Source organism: Brevibacillus sp. RS1.1, from assembly GCF_013284365.1.
GTDB classification, from domain to species: Bacteria; Bacillota; Bacilli; order Brevibacillales; family Brevibacillaceae; genus Brevibacillus; species Brevibacillus brevis_D.
Genome location: NZ_JABSVA010000001.1, coordinates 632,213 through 653,037 on the forward strand (window position 1 = coordinate 632,213; position 20,825 = coordinate 653,037).

At 48.6% G+C, this 20,825-nt stretch carries 22 protein-coding genes; all 22 read right to left on the minus strand.

All coding sequences use genetic code 11. The features are described from left to right. Positions 1-39: 39 nt before the first annotated feature. The 22 genes from HP570_RS02820 to HP570_RS02925 all read right to left on the minus strand — a co-directional run bounded on the left by HP570_RS02820 (position 40) and on the right by HP570_RS02925 (position 20,774). Entirely contained in the window at positions 40-267 is a 228-nt protein-coding gene (locus tag HP570_RS02820) for a KH domain-containing protein (protein WP_007719711.1), read from the minus strand. A 23-nt stretch (positions 268-290) separates the two neighbouring features. Beyond that, complete coding sequence (rpsP, locus tag HP570_RS02825) at positions 291-563, minus strand: 30S ribosomal protein S16 (RefSeq protein WP_007719713.1); 273 nt, start codon at positions 561-563, stop codon at positions 291-293. Between the two features lie 112 nt (positions 564-675). Then, on the minus strand, positions 676-2,088 hold the full coding sequence (gene ffh, locus HP570_RS02830) for a signal recognition particle protein (protein ID WP_173624828.1): 1,413 nt from the start codon (positions 2,086-2,088) through the stop codon (positions 676-678). Between the two features lie 10 nt (positions 2,089-2,098). Then, the gene (locus tag HP570_RS02835) at positions 2,099-2,437 is read right to left on the minus strand and encodes a putative DNA-binding protein (RefSeq protein WP_015891891.1); all 339 of its coding nucleotides are present in this window, start codon (positions 2,435-2,437) and stop codon (positions 2,099-2,101) included. Between the two features lie 143 nt (positions 2,438-2,580). After that, positions 2,581-3,588, minus strand: coding sequence for a signal recognition particle-docking protein FtsY (gene ftsY / locus HP570_RS02840; RefSeq protein ID WP_173624829.1), 1,008 nt, complete (start codon positions 3,586-3,588; stop codon positions 2,581-2,583). Between the two features lie 45 nt (positions 3,589-3,633). Then, complete coding sequence (smc, locus tag HP570_RS02845) at positions 3,634-7,206, minus strand: chromosome segregation protein SMC (RefSeq protein ID WP_173624830.1); 3,573 nt, start codon at positions 7,204-7,206, stop codon at positions 3,634-3,636. Positions 7,207-7,466: 260 nt separating this feature from the next. Then, the gene (gene rnc, locus HP570_RS02850) at positions 7,467-8,153 is read right to left on the minus strand and encodes a ribonuclease III (RefSeq protein ID WP_026043146.1); all 687 of its coding nucleotides are present in this window, start codon (positions 8,151-8,153) and stop codon (positions 7,467-7,469) included. 54 nt (positions 8,154-8,207) lie between these two features. Continuing rightward, positions 8,208-9,449 (minus strand): beta-ketoacyl-ACP synthase II, encoded by a 1,242-nt coding sequence (gene fabF, locus HP570_RS02855; protein ID WP_015891895.1) that lies wholly within the window; start codon positions 9,447-9,449, stop codon positions 8,208-8,210. A gap of 136 nt (positions 9,450-9,585) precedes the next feature. Beyond that, positions 9,586-9,819: an acyl carrier protein gene (acpP, locus tag HP570_RS02860; RefSeq protein ID WP_005834336.1), complete on the minus strand. Its 234-nt coding sequence runs from the start codon at positions 9,817-9,819 to the stop codon at positions 9,586-9,588. Between the two features lie 85 nt (positions 9,820-9,904). Further along, positions 9,905-10,645 (minus strand): 3-oxoacyl-[acyl-carrier-protein] reductase, encoded by a 741-nt coding sequence (gene fabG, locus HP570_RS02865; RefSeq protein WP_015891896.1) that lies wholly within the window; start codon positions 10,643-10,645, stop codon positions 9,905-9,907. Continuing rightward, the gene (fabD, locus tag HP570_RS02870; RefSeq protein WP_173624831.1) at positions 10,639-11,589 is read right to left on the minus strand and encodes an ACP S-malonyltransferase; all 951 of its coding nucleotides are present in this window, start codon (positions 11,587-11,589) and stop codon (positions 10,639-10,641) included. Before fabD ends, fabG begins: the two co-directional genes overlap by 7 nt. Before the next feature lie 2 nt (positions 11,590-11,591). Beyond that, positions 11,592-12,608, minus strand: coding sequence for a beta-ketoacyl-ACP synthase III (locus HP570_RS02875; RefSeq protein WP_015891898.1), 1,017 nt, complete (start codon positions 12,606-12,608; stop codon positions 11,592-11,594). A 5-nt stretch (positions 12,609-12,613) separates the two neighbouring features. Continuing rightward, a complete protein-coding gene (gene plsX / locus HP570_RS02880; protein ID WP_015891899.1) occupies positions 12,614-13,621 on the minus strand; it encodes a phosphate acyltransferase PlsX in 1,008 nt (335 codons plus the stop codon). A 13-nt stretch (positions 13,622-13,634) separates the two neighbouring features. After that, on the minus strand, positions 13,635-14,225 hold the full coding sequence (gene fapR / locus HP570_RS02885) for a transcription factor FapR (protein WP_016743276.1): 591 nt from the start codon (positions 14,223-14,225) through the stop codon (positions 13,635-13,637). Positions 14,226-14,352: 127 nt separating this feature from the next. Then, the gene (locus tag HP570_RS02890) at positions 14,353-15,321 is read right to left on the minus strand and encodes an ABC transporter ATP-binding protein (protein ID WP_173624832.1); all 969 of its coding nucleotides are present in this window, start codon (positions 15,319-15,321) and stop codon (positions 14,353-14,355) included. Positions 15,322-15,332: 11 nt separating this feature from the next. After that, positions 15,333-16,121 (minus strand): ABC transporter permease, encoded by a 789-nt coding sequence (locus HP570_RS02895; protein WP_173624833.1) that lies wholly within the window; start codon positions 16,119-16,121, stop codon positions 15,333-15,335. Positions 16,122-16,125: 4 nt separating this feature from the next. After that, positions 16,126-16,905, minus strand: a complete 780-nt coding sequence (locus HP570_RS02900; RefSeq protein ID WP_173624834.1) for an ABC transporter permease — start codon at positions 16,903-16,905, stop codon at positions 16,126-16,128. 183 nt (positions 16,906-17,088) lie between these two features. Further along, positions 17,089-17,850: a DeoR/GlpR family DNA-binding transcription regulator gene (locus HP570_RS02905; protein WP_087346947.1), complete on the minus strand. Its 762-nt coding sequence runs from the start codon at positions 17,848-17,850 to the stop codon at positions 17,089-17,091. A 151-nt stretch (positions 17,851-18,001) separates the two neighbouring features. Then, on the minus strand, positions 18,002-18,172 hold the full coding sequence (rpmF, locus tag HP570_RS02910; protein ID WP_005834357.1) for a 50S ribosomal protein L32: 171 nt from the start codon (positions 18,170-18,172) through the stop codon (positions 18,002-18,004). Positions 18,173-18,312: 140 nt separating this feature from the next. Beyond that, entirely contained in the window at positions 18,313-18,831 is a 519-nt protein-coding gene (locus HP570_RS02915; protein ID WP_015891905.1) for a YceD family protein, read from the minus strand. An 84-nt stretch (positions 18,832-18,915) separates the two neighbouring features. Continuing rightward, a complete protein-coding gene (locus HP570_RS02920; protein ID WP_173624835.1) occupies positions 18,916-19,983 on the minus strand; it encodes a SepM family pheromone-processing serine protease in 1,068 nt (355 codons plus the stop codon). After that, positions 19,980-20,774 (minus strand): patatin-like phospholipase family protein, encoded by a 795-nt coding sequence (locus HP570_RS02925; RefSeq protein ID WP_015891907.1) that lies wholly within the window; start codon positions 20,772-20,774, stop codon positions 19,980-19,982. Before HP570_RS02925 ends, HP570_RS02920 begins: the two co-directional genes overlap by 4 nt. Positions 20,775-20,825: the final 51 nt, after the last annotated feature.

Genomic DNA, 20,825 nt, shown 5'->3' on the forward strand with positions numbered 1-20,825 from the left:
GATACTAGAAAAAAGACTGGGAAAGCTCCCAGCCTTTTCTCATACAATTTCAACCGTGACACGCTTGTCCGTTTCCACGGATGCGGCGATCACGACCGTGCGCAGGGCTTTCGCGATTCGACCTTGCTTGCCAATAATCTTCCCCATATCATCAGGGTGTACCGACAATTCAAAGACGAGAGTTCGCTCTTTGTCCACTGCGTTAACACGAACCTCATTCGGATGATCGACGAGAGCTTTAGCGATCGTTTCGACCAGCGCTTTCATCATCAAACCTCCAGATGACCGACTTACTTGCCGTATTTGGTTTCGTGCACTTTAGCCATAACGCCTTCTTTGGAGAGAAGGTTACGAACGGTATCAGTTGGAGCTGCACCATTCAGGATCCATTGTACCGCTTTGTCGGTATCAATTTTCACCACTGCCGGTTGAGCAACCGGATTGTAGTAACCGATTTCTTCAATGAAACGGCCATCGCGTGGGGAACGGGAGTCAGCTACTACTACACGGTAGAAAGGAGCTTTCTTGGAACCCATACGCTTCAGACGGATTTTTACTGCCATGTTGTGTCACCTCCTGTATTAATCAACGCGAGAAGAACATCTGCGTTGGTGCTACTATATCTGAACCATCGCGTCCAGCTGACAAGTCAGTGTCGCGAGAGATCATGCCTACTTACTTGAACGGTGGCTTGAAGTTAAAAGGTAAGTTCATCCCGCCCTGGTTGTTGCCTCCGCCTTTTCCCATGAAAGGTAATCCGAAGCCTTTTTTCTTCGACTTCTTGACCATCTTATCAGCAGCGCCTGAGAATTGCTTCATCATCTTTTTCATTTCCTCGAACTGCTTGAGGAAGCGATTGACTTCTTGAATACTCGTTCCGCTTCCGCTTGCGATACGCTTGCGACGGCTGGCATTCAATAAATCAGGATTCGCGCGCTCTTGTTTGGTCATGGATTTGGCGATCGCTTCAACGCGGGCAATCTGCTTTTCATCCACGTTCATTTTGCCCTTCATCTTGTTCATTCCTGGCAGCATGCCGAGAATGTCTTCAAAAGGACCCAGGTTGCGAAGCTGCTGCATGGAATCCAAGAACATGTCGAAGGTAAACTCACCTTGACGCATTTGGCGTTCCATATCGCGTGCTTTGTCTTCATCCACGGATGCCTGTGCTTTTTCAATCAGGCTGAGTACGTCCCCCATACCCAAAATACGGGAAGCCATACGATCCGGATGGAACGGTTCGAGCGCATCCAGCTTTTCACCCATGGCCGCGAATTTAATCGGCTTGCCAGTGACAGCTTTGACGGATAGTGCCGCACCGCCTCGGGTATCACCGTCGAGCTTTGTGAGAACCACACCAGTCAGTTCGAGCTGGCTATTAAAGCTCTCTGCTACATTGACGGCATCTTGACCTGTCATCGAGTCCACGACGAGCAAAATCTCATCGGGCTTGGTTACCTCGCGAATCTGCTTCAACTCGTCCATTAGCGCTTCGTCAATATGCAGGCGACCTGCGGTATCGATGAGGACTACGTCGAGATGATTCGTCTTCGCGTGTTCAATCGCTTGGCGAGCGATTTCGACAGGACTGACTTGATCACCGAGAGTGAAGACGGGAACATTGAGTTGGTCCCCTAAAACCTGAAGCTGCTTGATCGCAGCAGGACGGTAAATGTCTCCCGCTACCAGAAGCGGCTTGCGGTTTTGCTTTTGCAAATACTTGGCCAGCTTACCGGTTGTGGTCGTTTTACCTGCCCCTTGCAGACCTGCCATCATGATGACGGTCGGCGGGCGGTGCGCCATCGTGAGCTGAGCGACGTTGCCACCCATCAGAGCGACCAGCTCTTCGTTCACGATCTTGATCACCATTTGACCAGGCGTCAGGCTTTTCATGACTTCCTGACCGACTGCGCGCTCCTTGACACGAGCAACGAAGTCTTTTACTACTTTAAAGTTAACGTCTGCTTCCAGCAGGGCCAGACGAACTTCACGCATCGCTTCATTCACGATGGTCTCGTCTATTTTCCCTCTGCCGCGCAGTTTGTCAAACGCGTTTTGCAGCCGATTGGCTAAGCTCTCAAACGCCATGCGAGCCCTCCTAATCCATCTCTGACAGTTGGTGGAGCAAAGTGTTCAGCTCGTCTCTTGTCTCGCTCTCCGAAAGCTCATTTACAAGTTCGTTCATGCGATTCAACACGTCCATGCGGTTTTCATGACGTTCAGCGAGGCGAAGCTTCTGATCATATTCAAACAGTTGCTTCTCTGCCCGCTTGATATGATCATAAACAGCTTGGCGGCTGACCTCATGCATCTCGGCAATTTCTCCGAGCGATAAATCGTCCAGATAATACAGCTCAAGATATTCTCGCTGCTTGCCCTTGAGTAGCGGCGCGTAAAAGTCAAACAAGAGATTGACTTGATTGGTCTTTTCTAACATGAAACCAATCCTTTGCTATGAGGTACTCGTTTCAAACTGTAAAGACTTTTTCTTTACAGCACGTAGATTATAGTACCTAATTCCACACCTAGTGTCAAGGTTTTTTATTGACATCATTTTTTTATCTTTGAAACACTATGTTTTTACGCATTTTCCTGCTCTTCTGTTTCATCTTTTTGAATCAATCCAGCGAATAACGCATGAACAAATTGCTCAGGATCAAACTGCTGCAAGTCATCCATTCTTTCACCCAACCCTACGTATTTCACCGGAATGTTCAGCTCGTTGCGAATCGCAATGACGATACCACCCTTTGCTGTACCATCCAGCTTGGTCAGGACTAAACCTGTTACTCCAGCAGACTGTCCAAACGTTTTCGCCTGCGAAAGTGCATTTTGCCCTGTGGTAGCGTCCAAAACTAGCAAAACCTCGTGCGGAGCTCCTGGCAATTCGCGTTGCAATACACGGTGTACCTTCGCCAGCTCTTCCATGAGATTGACTTTGTTTTGCAAGCGACCTGCGGTATCGCACAACAGCACATCGACCTGTCGAGATTTCGCTGCCTGAATCGCATCGTAGATCACGGCAGCCGGATCAGAGCCTTGTTGCTGCTTGATTACGTCAACTCCTACACGCTCTCCCCAAACCTCCAGCTGTTCAATCGCTGCTGCACGGAATGTGTCACCTGCTGCCAGCAGCACTTTTTTATTTTGCTGCTTGAACATATGCGCCATTTTACCGATTGTGGTTGTTTTCCCTACTCCATTGACCCCTACGAACAAAATGACGTTCAGACGACCGTCCTCTACGTTCAGAGTCGTATCCGCAGAATCATCATTTTTCAAAAGGGCAACCAGTTTTTCTGAGAGAATCGGCTGCAGGTCGATCGCATTCTCGATTTTTTGCTTGCGCACCTCTGTCCGCAGGTCGTCTATGAGCTCCATTACGGTATTGACGCCCACATCAGATGTAATCAAAATTTCTTCTAATTCATCGAAAAAGTCATCGTCGATCTTTTTGTAGCGACGTACCAGATCCTCTACTTTTTCTACTAGCAGGTCTCTCGTTTTCGCCAAACCATCCGTAAACTTTTGGGTGACCTCTTCGGATTTTTGGACAATAGCATCACGAAGGCGCTTGAAAAAACTCATGTTCATCTTCCTTTGCGGGTAGTATCAATTGAATGGCAAATCCGTTTAAGAGGCTGATTCGATAAATTTGTCACTGTCCTCCAGTTTCACGGAGACGAGTTTGGACACGCCGCCCTCCTGCATCGTGATACCGTATAGCACATCTGCGCTCTCCATTGTGCCTTTTCTGTGTGTGACGCAAATAAACTGCGTCTGGTTGCTGAAATGGTGCATGTACTCGGCGAAACGATTAACGTTTGCCTCATCCAAAGCGGCTTCTACCTCATCCAATACACAGAATGGCACTGGCTTCACACGCAGGATGGCAAAAAGCAAGGCCATCGCAGTCAAAGCACGTTCGCCCCCGGATAAGAGCGCAAGATTTTGCAGCTTCTTGCCAGGTGGCTGCGCCACGATATCGATGCCTGTCTCTAGCAGATTATCTGGGTTGGAGAGCACAAGATCTGCACGTCCTCCGCCAAACAGTTGGACAAACACATCGCGGAACTGCTCCGAGATCGCATCAAATGTTTCTTTGAAGCGGCGCGACATCTCTGCGTCCATTTCTTGGATCACTTGATAGAGCATGTCTTTTGCTTCATTCAAATCAGCTTCCTGCGAGCTTAAGAACTGCTGACGCTCTGACAAGCGCTCATATTCCTCAATCGCACCAAGATTCACAGTGCCAAGTGCCCCAATCTGCTTTTTCAGACGATTGACCACTTGTGTCTCTTCCTGAATCTCGCCACGTGCCGGATATTTTTGCTTCGCCAGGTCGTAGCTCATTTCGTATTCTTCGGAGAGTTTATTCAACAGATGATCAAGCTCTACCTCGTTACGATTGACTTTTACTTCTTCTTGATGAAGCTTTTCCTCGAGCGATTTGACCTCGCGGCGGATTTCCTTGACCTGCTGTTCCACTTGCTCCTGTTTGTAAAAGAGAGTGGCCCGCTCACTTCGCCGCTCTTGAATCAAGCCAGCTACACGGTCTTTATCCTGACGCAATTCGCTAATGCGTTGATCCAGCTCAAGCCCGGACGATTCGTTCGTACGCTCCAGTTCATCAAGAGATGCCAAGTTCGCGTTTTGCTCTTCCCATTCGTGCTGCAATTGGCTTTTTTGCTCCAGCAAGCGTTCTGTTTGCTCCAAGCGTGATTGATACTCTTGCTTGACCTGCGCATTCAGCACTTTGAGACTCGTTATTTTTTGATTCATTTCTTCTTTGGATTCGAGCTGCTCTTGGCGTTTCGCCTCAGCTTCTGCGATCTGCTCACTGAGCTCTTTTTCCTCTTGCTCCATGGCAGTCAAAGAAGCTTGCAGCTGCTCTTGCTTGCGTTTGGCTTCTTCCATCTCGCGGCGATAGCTTTCAATATCTTGCTCAACTAGCTTTGCTCGCTCGCCCAAGGATCTGCCTTCCGATTCTTTTTGCTGCAAGAGCCCTTTTACTTCCTGTTCTTTCAGTCGCAGACTTTCGCCCTCTGTCCGCAGAGCTTCTTGCTCCTGCTGCATTTGCGCTAGTTCTTTCGTTAGCTGCTCCATAAGGGTAGTATGCCCAGAAATTGCCTGGTCGATTTCTACCAGCTGTGCTTCCAGCTCTTCTGATTGACGGTTGCGTCCAAGCAGGTTCGTGCTGTTCTTTTTCAAGGCACCCCCTGTCATGGAACCGCCAGCATTCACGATATCGCCTTCCAGCGTCACGACGCGGTAGCGGTAGCCAAGCGTACGGGCCACACGGTTTGCCTGCTCCAGCTTTTCCGTAATAATGACATTGCCCAATAGACTTTCGAGGATGGGTCGATACGCTTCCTCAAAGGTCACGAGCTCACTCGCGATTCCGACGACTCCTCTCTCTTCCTCCAGCTGGCGCTTATCGCTTGCCTGCAAGGTGCGGGGACGGATGACATCGAGCGGTAGAAATGTTGCCCTACCTGCATTATGCTGCTTCAAGTGAGCAATGGCTGCACGACCAGATGCTTCGTTGTCCACGACGACGTTTTGCAGTGCGCCACCCAATGCGACTTCCATCGCTGTCTCGTATTGCTGTGGCACGACAACGAGCTCAGCGACTGCTCCATGGATCCCTTTGAAGCCCCGCTCGCGTGCTTTTAAAATTTCTTTTACCCCTTGCTGAAACCCTGCGAACTCCGACTGCATTTCTTTTAACAGGTCAAAACGGGACTTCGCTGCTTCCCGCTTTTGTTCCCAGTGGCGCAGCTCTCGACGGGCTGTTTCAAGGCGGGCTTGTCCTTCTCGCATGCCCTCGACTAGCTCTTTGTATCTAACGCCGGTTTCTTGAATGGTAGAAACGATCTTCTCCAGCTGATCCTGGAGTTGGCTCAACTGATTTAGACGCTGCTCTTCTTCTTCATCGAGCTGTTTTTTTCCAGACAATTGACGTTCGACTCTGGCCTCGCTTGTCTTGAGAAGCTGCTCTTGATGACGATTTTCGTTGCGCAGATTCGCCATTTCGTTGAGCTTTTCGAAGTAATCACTCTTCAAACGCTCTACGTCATCTGTCAGTGATTGCACCATGGAAAAAAATTGACCTTCTGCTTCTTGCAGCGAAGCATGGGCTTCGGTCATGCGACGATCCGCTTCCTTGGCCCGCTCTTGTTCTTCTACCAGTTCGGCCTCAAGACCGTGCTGCTTCTCAGTAATCCGATGCATCTGCTCCATCGTCTGCTGGCGATTGGCATTGAGATTGCGCATACGCTCCCGCAATACCTCACGTTGTCCTTCGACTTTCTCGGTCTCTTCACTAACTGTCAAAAGCACTTGTTGCAGTTCTTCGATCGATTGGTCAATTTGAGTGACATGAAAACGCGCCTGCTCCAAATCAGCTTCTTGCTTGGATGCTTCGGTCGTTTGTCCGATTAACAGATGCTTGAGTTCCTCTACGCGTCCAGTGGCTGCTTCCCACTTCGTATGAGCTACTTCAATTTGCTGCACGTAAAGAGCTACTTCATGCTCAACCAGCTTGCGATGAAGCTCCTTGTACGTCTTGGCTGTTTCTGCTTGCTCTTGCAAAGGTCCGATTTGCTCCGTAATTTCACTGACGATATCGTGAATACGCACGAGATTTTGCTCGGTGTCATCGAGCTTTTTCTCCGCCTCGCGCTTGCGTGTTTTGTATTTGACGATTCCGGCTGCTTCTTCAAATATTCCACGGCGATCCTCGGACTTGGTACTGAGAATTTCCTCAATTTTACCTTGGCCGATAATCGAATACGCTTCTTTCCCCAGCCCGGTATCCATGAACATCTCCATAATGTCTTTTAGACGGCAGGATCTGTTGTTTATGTAGTACTCACTATCACCAGAACGATACACTCTGCGGGTAACGGATACCTCCGAATATTCCACATCGAGCGAACGATCTGTATTGTCCAAGGTGAGTGTCACTTCTGCGAAATTCACTGGCTTGCGCTTGTCACTGCCCGCGAAAATAATGTCTTCCATTTTCGCTCCACGCAACGACTTCGCGCTCTGTTCTCCCAGCACCCAGCGAATCGAATCAGAAACGTTACTTTTCCCACTTCCATTCGGTCCCACTACGGCTGTTACCCCTGGTACAAATTCCAATTCCGTGCGATCGGCAAAGGATTTGAATCCAGCCAGCTCCAGGCGTTTCAAATACATACGTACGGTCCTCCTTAAGAAACCATCCAAGACTGCCTGCCAAATGGACAGACTTACAAACATGCAAGGATCGGATGGTACCCGAAAAGAAGCCCCTGCATCGAACAGGAGCTACCTACTACGAGCCTACATGGTCATCTGTAGGTAAGTGTATCATAGATAGCGGTCATCTCGCAGTATTTTCCCTCTGTTTCCCACCCGAAAGAAAAAAGCTGCACCATCTTGTAGCAGATGATGCAGCCCTTCTCGCTGACGAGTGATTATTTATCCCCCAGCTTGACCAATGCTCGTGCAGCAGCTTGCTGTTCCGCTTCTTTTTTAGAGCGGCCAGAGCCGATGCCAAGCGAACGATTGTTCAAAAGCACCTCAGATACGAACTCTCGATTATGAGCTGGTCCTTTTTCTTCTACAATTCGGTAATGGATGTCTCCCAGATTGTCTTGTTGAACAAATTCCTGCAACTGGCTCTTGAAGTCGGTTACCTGGGCAAACTCTCCTTTGTCAATGCGCGGGTAGACGTATTTTTCCATAAAGGAAAAGACTGCGTCCAACCCCTGATCCAAGTAAAGCGCACCTACAAACGCCTCAAAAACGTCCGCTAGCAAGGCTGGTCGCTGACGTCCACCTGTCAGCTCTTCCCCTTTTCCCAGCAATACGAGATCGCCAAAATTCAACAGTTCAGCAAACTTGACGAGAGAAGGCTCACAGACAATGGCTGCACGCAGCTTTGTCATTTCCCCTTCGCTCATCTTCGGAAAAGTTTTATACAAAAACTGGGAGACGGTCAACTCCAACACAGCATCCCCCAAAAACTCTAGCCGCTCATTGTCTGATATTCGTTTGCCGCGTTGCTCGTTCACGTAGGAAGAATGGGTGAATGCCTGCCGCAAAACACTTTCATCGCGAAAGCGAAAGCCTATCGTTTCTTGCAGCTGTGCAAAATTCATCACCCTCACCACCATTCCAGGAGACTGCCTACTTTTTCTATCAGTAGGGCTCATTTATGCTTCGTATCGCTTCAGGATTACCGTTGCGTTGTGACCGCCGAATCCAAATGTATTGGAAACAGCCACATTGACGGTCGCCTTACGCGCATGGTTCGGAACATAGTCCAGATCACATTCTGGATCCGGGTTTTCCAAGTTGATTGTTGGAGGCAGTATTTGATCACGTAGCGCATATGCCGTCGCGATTGCCTCGACGCCACCAGTAGCACCCAGCAAATGGCCTGTCATCGATTTGGTTGAGCTGACAGCCAATTTGTATGCGTGCTCGCCAAATACAGTCTTGATCGCTTGTGTTTCTGCGATATCTCCTTGGCCAGTAGAAGTACCATGTGCATTAATATATTGAACTTCTGTTGGGTCAACGCCAGCGTCTTTCAGTGCGCTTGCCATGCAACGCGCAGCTCCTTCGCCACCAGGAGATGGAGAAGTAATATGATGCGCATCTGCACTCATCCCGTAGCCAATGAGTTCCGCGATGATCGTTGCTCCACGTTTTTTCGCATGCTCGAGCTCTTCCAGAATCAGAACACCAGCACCTTCGCCCATTACAAAGCCATCGCGATCCTTATCAAACGGACGGCTTGCTTTTTGTGGCTCATCGTTTCTGGTGGACATCGCTTTCGCTGAGCAAAAGCCTGCAAATCCCATTGGACGCACGGTTGCTTCTGCTCCACCTGCGATCATGACATCTGCGTGATCGAACTGGATCAAACGCAGTGCTTCACCGATTGCGTTTGTACCTGTCGCACAAGCGGTAATCGCACTGGAGGTTGGTCCTTTTGCACCGTATTGAATGGATACTGCACCAGACGCCATGTTCGCAATTAGCATCGGAATAAAGAATGGACTCACACGACGTGGTCCTTTTTCCAACAAGACGGAATGCTGTTCTTCCCATGTAGTCAGACCACCGATTCCGGACCCGATGTATACACCCACTCGTTCCGCATTTTCTGGCGTGATCTCCAGTTTTGCATCTTCTACAGCCATTTTGGCAGCAGCTAATCCAAACTGAACGAATCGGTCTGTACGTCGGATTTCTTTCTTGTCCATATACTGCTCAGGATCGAAGTTTTTCACTTCGCCTGCAATTTGTGTTGGATAATCAGAAGCGTCAAAGGCAGCCACACGGTCAATGCCTGATTTTCCTTCCAGCAAGCTGTTCCAAAAAGTCTGTGCGTCATTCCCTACTGGAGAAACGACACCAACGCCAGTAATCACCACTCTGCGTTTCATTGCAATCACCTCTATATGAAAGTCAGCAGTCAGCTTCTAACATTCACTGCATGCAAAACGTGTATTTATTTGGATTATGTACAGGTGACTATTGAAGGAGAAGTCCCGTATGGTACGGGACTTCCAACAGATCAACCTACTTGTGAGATTCTATGTATTTAACAACCTCACCAACAGAAGTGATCTTTTCAGCATCTTCGTCGGAAATCTCTAAATCAAACTCATCTTCGAGTTCCATTACGAGTTCAACCACATCCAGGGAGTCAGCGCCCAGGTCTTCTTTGAAAGAAGCTTCCAAAGTAATTTTGGACTCATCTACACCCAGACGATCGACGATGATTTTCTTTACACGCTCCAAAGTATCTGCCATCTTGCTTCACCCCCTCTCCCGTATTATAGTGGATGAGCTTTCAAAAAACCAGTTCTCGTAAAAACGCTCGTTTGAGGTTTTCTTCCTACATGTACATTCCGCCGTCTACGTGCAGGGTCTGCCCTGTCATGTAGTTGGCTGCGTCGGATGCCAGGAACAGCACGACAGATGCGATATCATCTGTTTGTCCCAAACGGGCAAGCGGAATTTGGCTTGTGAGCCCTGCTTTGACATCCTCCGGCAATACAGCAGTCATTTCTGTATCGATAAATCCTGGCGCAACAGCATTCACCGTAATATTACGGCTAGCCAGCTCGCGAGCAGCCGTCTTCGTCAAGCCGATAACCCCAGCTTTTGCCGCCACGTAGTTTGCTTGTCCTGCGTTCCCCAAAACACCTACCACAGAAGTGATGTTGATGATTTTGCCTGAACGCTGCTTCATCATCGGGCGAGTCGCTGCTTTTACACAGTTGAATACACCCTTCAGATTCGTCGCAATCACATCATCCCACTCGTCTTCTTTCATACGCATGATCAGGTTGTCGCGAGTAATTCCCGCATTGTTCACGAGAATATCGATCACACCAAAATGTTCCAAAGCAGCTTTGAACATCTCGTTGACATCTTCTGTAGAAGAAACGTTCGCGCGAATCATAATGGCATCGCGGCCCATTTCTTTAATAAGGGCAACAGTTTCACTCGCTGCCGCTTCACTACCTGCGTAATTGACAACTACATTCGCACCAGCTTCTGCCAGCTTCAATGCAATCGCACGCCCGATACCACGGGAAGCCCCTGTGACCAGTGCTGTTTTTCCAGTTAACATAGTACCCCTCCGTTCAAAAGCTCAGTAAGTGAATCCATGTCCTGCACAGAGATAATCGTCGTATCCGCTGGTGCGATTTTCTTGATTAAACCGGCCAAAACTTTTCCTGGACCGATTTCTACAAAAGTAGTCACGCCTGCTTCGACCATCCATTGTACAGAATCCTCCCACAAAACTGGAGCGGAAACTTGTTGAACCAATTGATCTACAATGATTGTAGCCTCAGATACTGGTCTAGCTGTTACGTTTGCCACGACAGGCACTGTCGCTTCTTGTACCGTAACGCCAGCCAAAACAGCTTGCAGTTTATCTGCTGCCGGCTGCATCAAGCTCGAGTGGAACGGCCCGCTTACATTCAATGGAAGGACGCGCTTTGCGCCAGCTTCCTTCGCTTTTTCACCGGCCAGCTTCACACCTTCAGCTGAACCAGAGATGACAATTTGGCCTGGGCAGTTCATGTTCGCTAATTGAACAGGATGTCCAGATGCCGTTACTTCTTCGCAAACCGTATGCAGTGCTGCGCGATCCATGTTCAAGACAGCAGCCATCGCACCTTGTCCCGCTGGCACTGCCTCTTCCATGAACTGACCACGAGCTCGCACAGTTTTGACTGCATCTGCAAAGGACAAGGCCCCAGCTGCAACCAAAGCGGAATACTCACCCAAGCTGTGACCTGCGACGAACGCAGGCTTATAGTCAGGCAACTTTTCGTTCAATGCTGCCATAACAGCGATGCTTGCTGTCAAAATAGCTGGCTGTGTGTTTGCTGTCAGCTTCAATTCCTCTTCTGGTCCTGCAAAACACAGTCCCGACAAGGAAAAGCCGAGCGCTTCATCAGCCTGCTCAAATATGTGACGGGCCGCTTCCGATTGTTCGGAGAGCGCTTGCCCCATTCCTACAAATTGTGAACCTTGCCCTGGAAAAACAAAGGCTACCTTTCCCATTCCTACTTGCTCCCTTCTGCCGGGGTTGTGCACCACTTCAAGAGCGTCGCTCCCCAAGTCAAGCCGCCACCAAACCCAACCAGAATCAGGTTATCGCCTTCTTTTACGCGACCAGCCTTTACTGCTTCATCCAGTGCTACAGGAATAGAAGCAGAGGACATGTTTCCATAGCGATCTAGGTTGATCGCAACTTTATCCTCAGACAGACCAAAACGCTGTACAGCAGAGTCGATAATGCGTTTGTTTGCCTGATGCGGCACTAACAGGTCGATCTCATCCTTCGATACGCCCGCTTTGGACAAGACAGCCTCTGTTGCAGAATTCATCACGCGAACGGCGAATTTGAAAACTTCTCCGCCTGCCATGTAGAGATAATGCAGTCCTTGTTCCACAGACTCAACAGATGCAGGCGTTCTGGAGCCACCTGCCGGCATGCACAAGAGTGAACCGCCTGATCCATCTGCGCCGAGCTCAAAGGACTGGAAGCCGTAGCCCTCGGTAACTTCACCGATAACAGCCGCACCCGCACCGTCTCCGAACAACACACATGTATTTCGATCTTTGTAATTCGTAATTTTGGACAAGGTCTCAACGCCTACGACCAACACTTTTTTATACAAACCGTTTTGGATGAACTGAGTCGCTGTTGTAATTCCGTACAAAAAGCCTGTGCAGGCCGCGGAAAGATCCATTGCAGCGGCGCGTGTAGCACCCAGCTTTTCTTGCAACAAGCAAGCAGTAGACGGGAACGACATGTCAGGTGTTACGGTAGCGACAATGATCATATCCAGCTGTTCCGCACTGATGTTTGCTTTTTCGAGAGCAGCTTTGGCAGCCTCGTAAGCCAAGTCGGAAGAAGCTTGCTCCGGTGAGCTAATGCGGCGTTCTCTGATTCCAGTACGGGAAACAATCCACTCATCAGAGGTTTCCACCATTTTCTCCAGATCAAAGTTCGTCAATACCCGCTCCGGTGTATAAGAGCCTGTAGACAAAATCCCTACTGAACGCTTTGCACTCATCTGCTTCACTCGCTTTCTCCCAAAGTATTTTTCTGTAATGATTGCTGGATAACCTCGTTCACGTCCTGCTGAACAAACCGCGTAGCACTGACGATCGCGTTTTTCATTGCACGCTCATTTGAGGAACCGTGAGCCTTGATCACAGGGGATTTCAATCCCAACAAGGGAGCTCCACCGTATTCCGCATAATCCATTTTCTTTTTAAAACGAACCAATCCAGGTTTCAGAATGGCCGCTCCTAGCTTATTAATCAGGCTGGAAGTAAACTCCTGCTTCAACTGCGAAAAGATTGTGGAGGCTGCACCCTCTACGGCTTTTAACAAAACATTTCCTACAAAGCCGTCGCATACGAGCACATCACAAGCTCCTTGCATAACATCGCGTGCTTCCACATTTCCTACAAAATTCAAGTCAGCTTCTTGAAGGAGAGGAAAAACAGCTTTCGTCAATTCGTTTCCTTTTCCTTCTTCCGTCCCGACATTGAGCAAGCCTACTGTCGGACGCTCAAAGCCCAACACTTTCTCAGCATACAAGCTCCCCATCACCGCGTATTGTACAAGCTGATGTGGCTTGGCATCCATATTGGCTCCGACGTCTAGCGTCAGTGTTACGCGGCCTTTTGAATTCGGGATATAGGCACAAAGCGCCGGGCGCTCGATTCCATCCATGCGACCTGCGTACAGCAAGCCCGCTGTCATTAATGCGCCTGTATTTCCTGCCGAAATCATCGCGTCGACTTTTTTCTCGCGCGCCATCTCAACTGCTACGACCAGCGAAGAATTTTTCTTACGTCGAACAGCTCGAACCGGTTCATCATCTGGCAAAATCACTTCCGCTGCAGGAACGATTTCAATGTTTGCCGGAATATCCTGCGGCAAATGGTTCCGAATAGCCTGTTCATCTCCCACCAATACAACTGTAATGGCCGGGTTTTCCTTGATGGCAGCAAGCGCCCCTAATACGGTACTCTTCGGTGCGTGATCGCCGCCCATCGCATCCACTGCAATTCGCAACCGTGATTCCTCCTTACTCCTCATCCATGCTGTTATGGTAGCTCGACATTTCAACTACCCGGAAGGTTGCGGTAAAGACCAGTTCACCTTGGACCTTCGTCTCTACGCGCACCTTGCATTCGTCGCCGTTACGGCTTCTCACCACTGCTTTGGCAACCAGCTTTTCCCCTGTTCGTACAGGACGGACAAAGCGGATCCTCGCCGTAGCTGTCAACGCTACGTCTGCGTTAATTACTGCTACTGCCAATGAGTTGGCCTGAGCAAATATATAATGCCCTCTGGCAATTTGTGTTTTGGAGAAAACGTGTTCTTCTTTTATTTCCAATACGGAAATAGCCTGTGAATCAAGCTGCAAATCAACCATTTCACCTATGATTTCATCGATGCCCAATGATTTTACAGGATCAAGACTTTTCTCTGCGACTGTCTTGATACGTTCACGCAGCTCCGGTATTCCTAATTCCAGTCGGTCTAAACGTATGGTTTGAATACTGACATGAAATAACTCAGCCAGATCTTCGTCCGTCGCAAATGGGTTATCCGCCAGATACTGCACCAAGCGAGACTGGCGATCTTTTTTTGGCAAGCGGGCGATGCCGAACACCCCCTAAAGCAGGATTCAGTTGTACTATGTATGATTGCGATCTGTTTTTAATACCTGGTACCAAAACACAGTATAAGGGAGAAGATGTGGAATTACAAGTATGGATCACGAAATTAGGTAGCCGTCCCTACCGATAAATGAGACGAATGATCTCCTCAATCCCCGGTTCTTTCATCTGGATGTCCAAAGGTTCACCCCACCCCGCCACTTCGGCAAGGATTCGCGGCGAAGAAATTTTTCCTTTGTCGAAGTAGATCGAAAGTACGTTCTCTGAAAGCTCCATCCGCTCGATTCCCTCTAGGTCGTAAAGCTTTTTGGGCGGTTGTCGAAATTCAATTCGTATGAGGCTTGGCAGCCCTATCTGTTGCCGCAAATCAGCCAAGCTCGTATCCATCATCTTTTTGCCATGATTAATCACGATAATCCGGTTGCAGAGTTGTTCAATATCGTCCATATCATGAGTCGTCAATAGAATGGTCTTCTTCTGGGTCTGATTCACTTCCTTCAAAAAAGCTCTGATGCGCGTCTTCGCAACCACATCCAACCCAATCGTAGGCTCGTCCAAAAACAGGACAGGAGGATCATGCAGCAGTGCCGCCGCTAAATCAGCTCTCATCCTTTGACCCAACGACAACTTGCGCACTGGCGTATCAAGGAATTCATGGAGGTCCAGCAGTTCCTGATACACCTCCATCGATCGCTGATATGATTGGTCGTCAATCTTGTACATCGCTTGCAAAATTTCGAAGGAATCTCTGACTGGCAAATCCCACCACAGCTGTGTTCGCTGCCCGAACACTACTCCGATCTGTGAGGCTACTTGAATTCTTTCCCGCTGTGGACTATATCCGCCTATTCGTATCTCCCCCTGACTGGGATGAAGAATTCCTGCCAGCATTTTGATTGTCGTCGATTTTCCTGCACCATTCGGCCCGATATATCCTACGAACTCACCTCTGCCAATGGAAAAGGAGATATCATGGACGGCTTTAACTTCCCTTCGTTCACGAGAAAAGAGTGTTCGTAGAGAAGCAAAGCGCCCCTCTTTGGCTTGATTCAGGAAAAATGATTTTTCGATGTGCTTTGCTTCAATCATGTTACCCCTCCTTAGCTCCCTGTACTATGGTAGTGTCGAATCCCGACATTCCACAGCATACGAGCGAAATAAAAAGCAAACGCTGCGGCTACCGGGGTGAGTATTGGATAAAACCATTCGCCCCCTTTGCCCAGAAGCGTCAACATTGGCAAATAATTCATGTACGCGATCGGTATCGCTGAGAAAAACAGCCACTTGAGCCAGCTTGGATAGAGCCCGACCGGATAATTGGAAGCATTGGCTGGCGCATAAATGGTGAAGGTCAGCATGTCTTTCATCTGATGCGTCCAAAAAGCGACCCCAGCCGTAGCAAGTCCAATCGAGAAATAAATCACGCCGCCAGACAAAATAGCAACCGGTGAGAATAGCACCAACCCTATGATCGATTTTCCGTCCGCCGCAAGACCCGACAAGGAGATGACCAAAACAGACACCCCTTGTACCAACCCTCCCACTCTCGACAAATCAAGATTGCGTGTCAATAGCAGAAGCAAAGGCGAAACAGGACGGATGAGCAATTGATCGAGCTCCCCTTGTACGATGTACTTCTCAAAATCGTTAATTTCCGGGGCAAACAGCCGATACAAGGAGACAGATGCCGAGGAAATCCCGTAAAGCATCCCAACCTCGTAAATATTCCAGCCGACCACATCGTGAAATCGATACAAAATCGCAGAGAGAATAATAAAATCAAGCACCATAATCATTCCGGTCGTGGCAGCGCTCGTGACAAAATTTATCTTGTATTGCATTTGCGAGCGAATGCTGGCCGCAATCAGTTTGCGATAGAGGGCAAACATGTGGTTATCCTCCTTGAATTTCTAGCTTTCTTCTTGCCATATTCGTCACCAATAAAGCAACTGCCGTTAAAACGAGCGCCCAGCCGGCTTGTACAAGCATGCCATAAGGAGGTGCAAGCTCTAGCAAAGTCATGACCGGATAATAAATCATTGCCGAAAAGGGCAAATAAGGCGCTACCTTTCCAATGACCCCGGGCATCAAGTCTATCGGAATCATTTGTCCGCCTAACCCAAAGATCAATGACAAAAGGATGAGGTGTACCCAGCGAATTTCTGTCGTCCAGAAGGAAGAAATGCCCGCGAGATAAAAGAGCAGCATGCCTATGTACGTTCCTAGTAGAAGCGAGAGGATAAACCAGAAGTAAGTAAACGGCTGGGAGGGAAAAAAGAAGCCCACCGCTAATCCTAGCAGCAAGCCAATCGGAACACTTCGGTAACAAGCGTTGTACAGAAGTCGTCCAAACTCCTGGCTGAGCATGTACCAGAGATAGTGAACAGGCTTGATCATATCCAGACTGACAGCCCCGCTTCTAACCGCGATTTGCACATTCAGACCTGGGGACAAAAATGTTGTCATCCAGAGAACACTTTGACAAATCGCGATGTAAAACCCCATCGTTTTTACATCATAGGGGCCGTAAACTTGTTTTCCAGAAAGGACCCCCGTCCAAATGGCAATAAAAACAAGCCCAAAAATCGAGCTTGCGACATTGTTGACGACATGCGATAAACGATACTGAAGATTTCGACGATAACTCTTGCAAATAATCCGCCAATAGACCATAAAACCCTCCTCTTGGAAAAGTCAGGATTACCAGAATAGCAGGGGCCGTACACAAATGCAAGAAAAAAGAAAGAGCCCTTCCCATTTGAAGGACTCTCCCTGATAAATCCATTTGCTGTCACGCTGGTCACCCATTCACGCCAGCCAAATGGAACTTATCCTCTTCTTTATGGATCAATAGCTTCATGTGGAAGCTACAATCACCTCTACATCGTTGGCGTGCAAAGCCTCAGCTATTTCCTTTTCAGGCAGCTTATCGGTCACGATAATATCGATCTGGTCAAAACCTGCAACGCGATACAGCATGCTTTTTCCAAACTTAGTATGGTCGGTGAGTATGATCACCTGATCGGCCCGCTTGATCATTTCTTTAATCAGAAAGCCGTGATCCTCCTGCGTGGACATGAGCCCTTCCTTTGTAAGACCGCATGCACCAACCAGTACTTTATCGACATGAAAATCAGCGAGGTTTTGAATCACACGTGTACCGAGCACACATTGATCTTCTGCATGTACGTCTCCGCCCAATAGCTTGACAAGAACGCCTTCTTTTCGGGACATACTGGCGGCAGTCGCTAATGAATTCGTAATGATGACATGGTCGCGGGTCTGTAACGATTCCACTGCGAGCTGAACAGTTGTGGAAGCATCAAGCAGCATGTAATCGCCGTCTTTGATCAGACGAGCCGCCGCTGTCGCAATACTGCGCTTTCCTGTCAAATCAAGCTGCATTCGTTCCTGATGGGAGTAGTTCTTTTTGTTGAGGCTGGGCAGTACCGCTCCTCCCCTGGTCCGCAGGATTTGCCCCTGCTCCTCCAACTTGACGATATCACGCCTCGCTGTGTCACGGGAAACACCAAACTGCTCAACTACCTCCTGCACACTGATACGCTGGTGCTCCTGCAAATACGCAAGAATTGCAGCGAGCCTCTCCTCTTGAAACACGAAGCCTCAACCCCATCCTTATCTTGCCTTCATTATAAGTCATTTAAGCGAAAGTTACAAGCGATAATAAGCATTTATAAGTAATCATAAGTAATAAGAAGGAACAAAAAAAGCAAGGCGATTTCTCACCTTGCTTTCTTAGCAGCGAATATTACTTCGCTACTTTCACGCCTTTGTAGTGACCGCAGCTTGGGCAAACACGATGCGCAAGCTTGTATTCGCTGCAATTATCGCATTTGATCATGCCTGGAATCTCTAATTTGAAGTGCGTACGACGCATTCTTTTACGGGTTTTGGAAGTTCTCCGTTGAGGTACTGCCATCTTCCTTACACCTCCTTCAACTGACAAATGCTAAGAAGCTCTATTGGGTGGACAGTATAGGCAAAATGCTTATGCCATCCTTCAAAAATGAGACGCTGCCACGAATGGTCGGCGAATCATCTTGAATACGGTAAGAATACTTATTTGCTGTCTTTGAAAAAGTCAGCCAACCCAGCCAATCGCGGGTCAACACGCTCATTCTTGCAGCTGCATGCCACTTCATTACGGTTTACACCACAAGTCGGGCACAGACCTTTACAATCCTCCTCGCAAAGCGGGAAGGTCGGCATTGCCAGTAAGAAATCCTCTTGAAGCAGTGAGTCCAGCTCGATTTCATCGCCTTCCAGAGGAAGGATATCGCTGTCCTCATCATCTTGCAGGATCGGATCATCCGAAAGCGCAAATGTCTCAGAGAAATCTACTGTTGCCTGATCGACAAAAGGATTCAAGCATCTCGCGCAGACAAAATTCACATCTGCCTTCATGCTTCCTTTTACGTAATAGAGATTGCCCAGCTGTACGGCTTCACCACTCGCAGTCACAGGAGTAATCCCACGAATCTCATGATGGCGCTTCTTCAGCTCATCTGCATCCAGAGTTACCTGGAATGGCAACGGCTCTCCTTTTCGGTGCTCTAACTCTGCTAACTTAATGTTCATAGCATTTCACCTCATGCACAACAAAGATGATTATAGACCCTGCCCAAAGCTTTGTCAACCATTTTTGCTTGACAGCTAGTTTGCTCAGGTAGATTTCGGTTTTTGAGCATTCAAGTAGGTAATCGCTTCTTCTACCGTCTTGATCGGAACCACTTTCATTGACGTTCCAATCCGCTTGGCAGTTGCTAACGCCTCCTCGTAATTGGAGCTCGTATCTGGCGTATCCTGTGGAGCAAAGAAGATCTCTGCACCCGCTTTGTCCGCTGCGATTACCTTTAAATTAATGCCACCGATTCTGCCTACTTTTCCGTCTAACGAAATCGTGCCTGTTCCTGCAATTTTATAGCCTTTTGTCAAATCCGTCTCCGTATTTAACTGGTCATAAATCTCCAGCGTCATCATCAATCCCGCAGAAGGACCACCAATCCCTTGAGAGGCAATGGTTACTTCTTTTGGAATGATGATTTCCTGTTTGTTGTCAGGGCGTACACCAATTCCAACTGACTTGGATTCAGGTAGTGGTTCCAAGGTTAACATCGTTTTGGCCTCTTGTCCATCTCTTGTGTACGTAATTTCGACTTGATCGCCTGCTTTTTTTGCAGAGAGGGCTGTCAGCAAATCTTTTGCCTCAGATGTGCGAACCCCGTCTACATACGTAATGACATCACCGATTTGCAACGTTTTATGGGCAGGGAAGCCTTCCAAGGTACCCATCACCCACACGCCCTGCTTTTCGATTTTCACTTCGAAACCAGCAAGACGGAATGCGACTGCCTCCGCAATTTTTTGTGAATTGTCCATGACTGCTTGTTCTCGACGGATAAAATCTTCGCTGTCCTCGCCCTTGCTGACAACCAGTTCCTTGGGCAACAGCTCAACATCCTGCGCCATTTTTGCATACCAATACCACGGCAAATTCGCTTCGCCCATTCGAACTGTCGTTAGCATGTAGGAGCCGGTCTCGTCCTTCTTGCCGCCCTCCACTTGGATCATCGGCCCCAACTCAATCGCTGAACCCGGACGACTCACGTAATAATTCGTCGGTACAAAAAAAGAAATACCCAACAAGACAAAAACCAAGGCAAGTATCCAGCTAAAGCCTCTGGTTCCTGAAGATCTGCGTCTGTTGGCATAAAGCTGTTCCTCACTCATTCTTGTGCCTCCCAATTTGCAATTCGTTCTTGAATGCGTTCGATATGTTCAGTACCCGCACGTTCGCCTAGCTCGATTATTTCTTCGACACCCGTGTATGCGATACTGCTATAGTGTCCAACATCCGGCCTGATTACGATGTCTGCCGCAATGATTCGATGTCGCAGAATTTCCCTTTCCATGACATCAATGGTTTGGGCGATAACATCAAAAATACTTTTGACCTCCACCCTCGTATCGAATTGGGCGACATCTACCGCAATCACGATATCGGCACCCATTTCACGCAGCACTGTCACCGGTACACGATCAATGACTCCTCCGTCAACTAAAAGCCGCCCCCCTACTTTTTCAGGGACGAAGATGCCTGGAATGGATATGCTCGCTCTCACTGCTTGATCAATTGGGCCTTCCCGAAATACTACTCGTTCCCCTGTTTCAATATCCGTCGCCACAATGGCAAGCGGCTTGTTCAGCTCTTCCAAGCGCTTCCCGTGCGTTAACAGGCGAATCAATTGCTTGATCTTTTCCCCCGTAACAAAGCCCATGCTGGGTACAGTTAAATCGAGCCAATGCTTGCGTTTTAAATTCATGGCAAGCTTTCCCATCATGCTCGGTTCAATCCCGTTGGCATAGACGGCCCCAATCAGACTGCCCATACTGGAGCCAGCCAGCATGTCAATCTGGATACCATGTGCTTCTAACGCATTCAATACACCAATATGTGCAAAACCGCGAGCACCCCCAGAACCCAGGGCTACACCCACGATTGGTTTACGCTTTGTCTGCATGGAAAAACCCCTCCCTGTAACCAGCCTATGTGGTAAATCGCTGAACCTTTC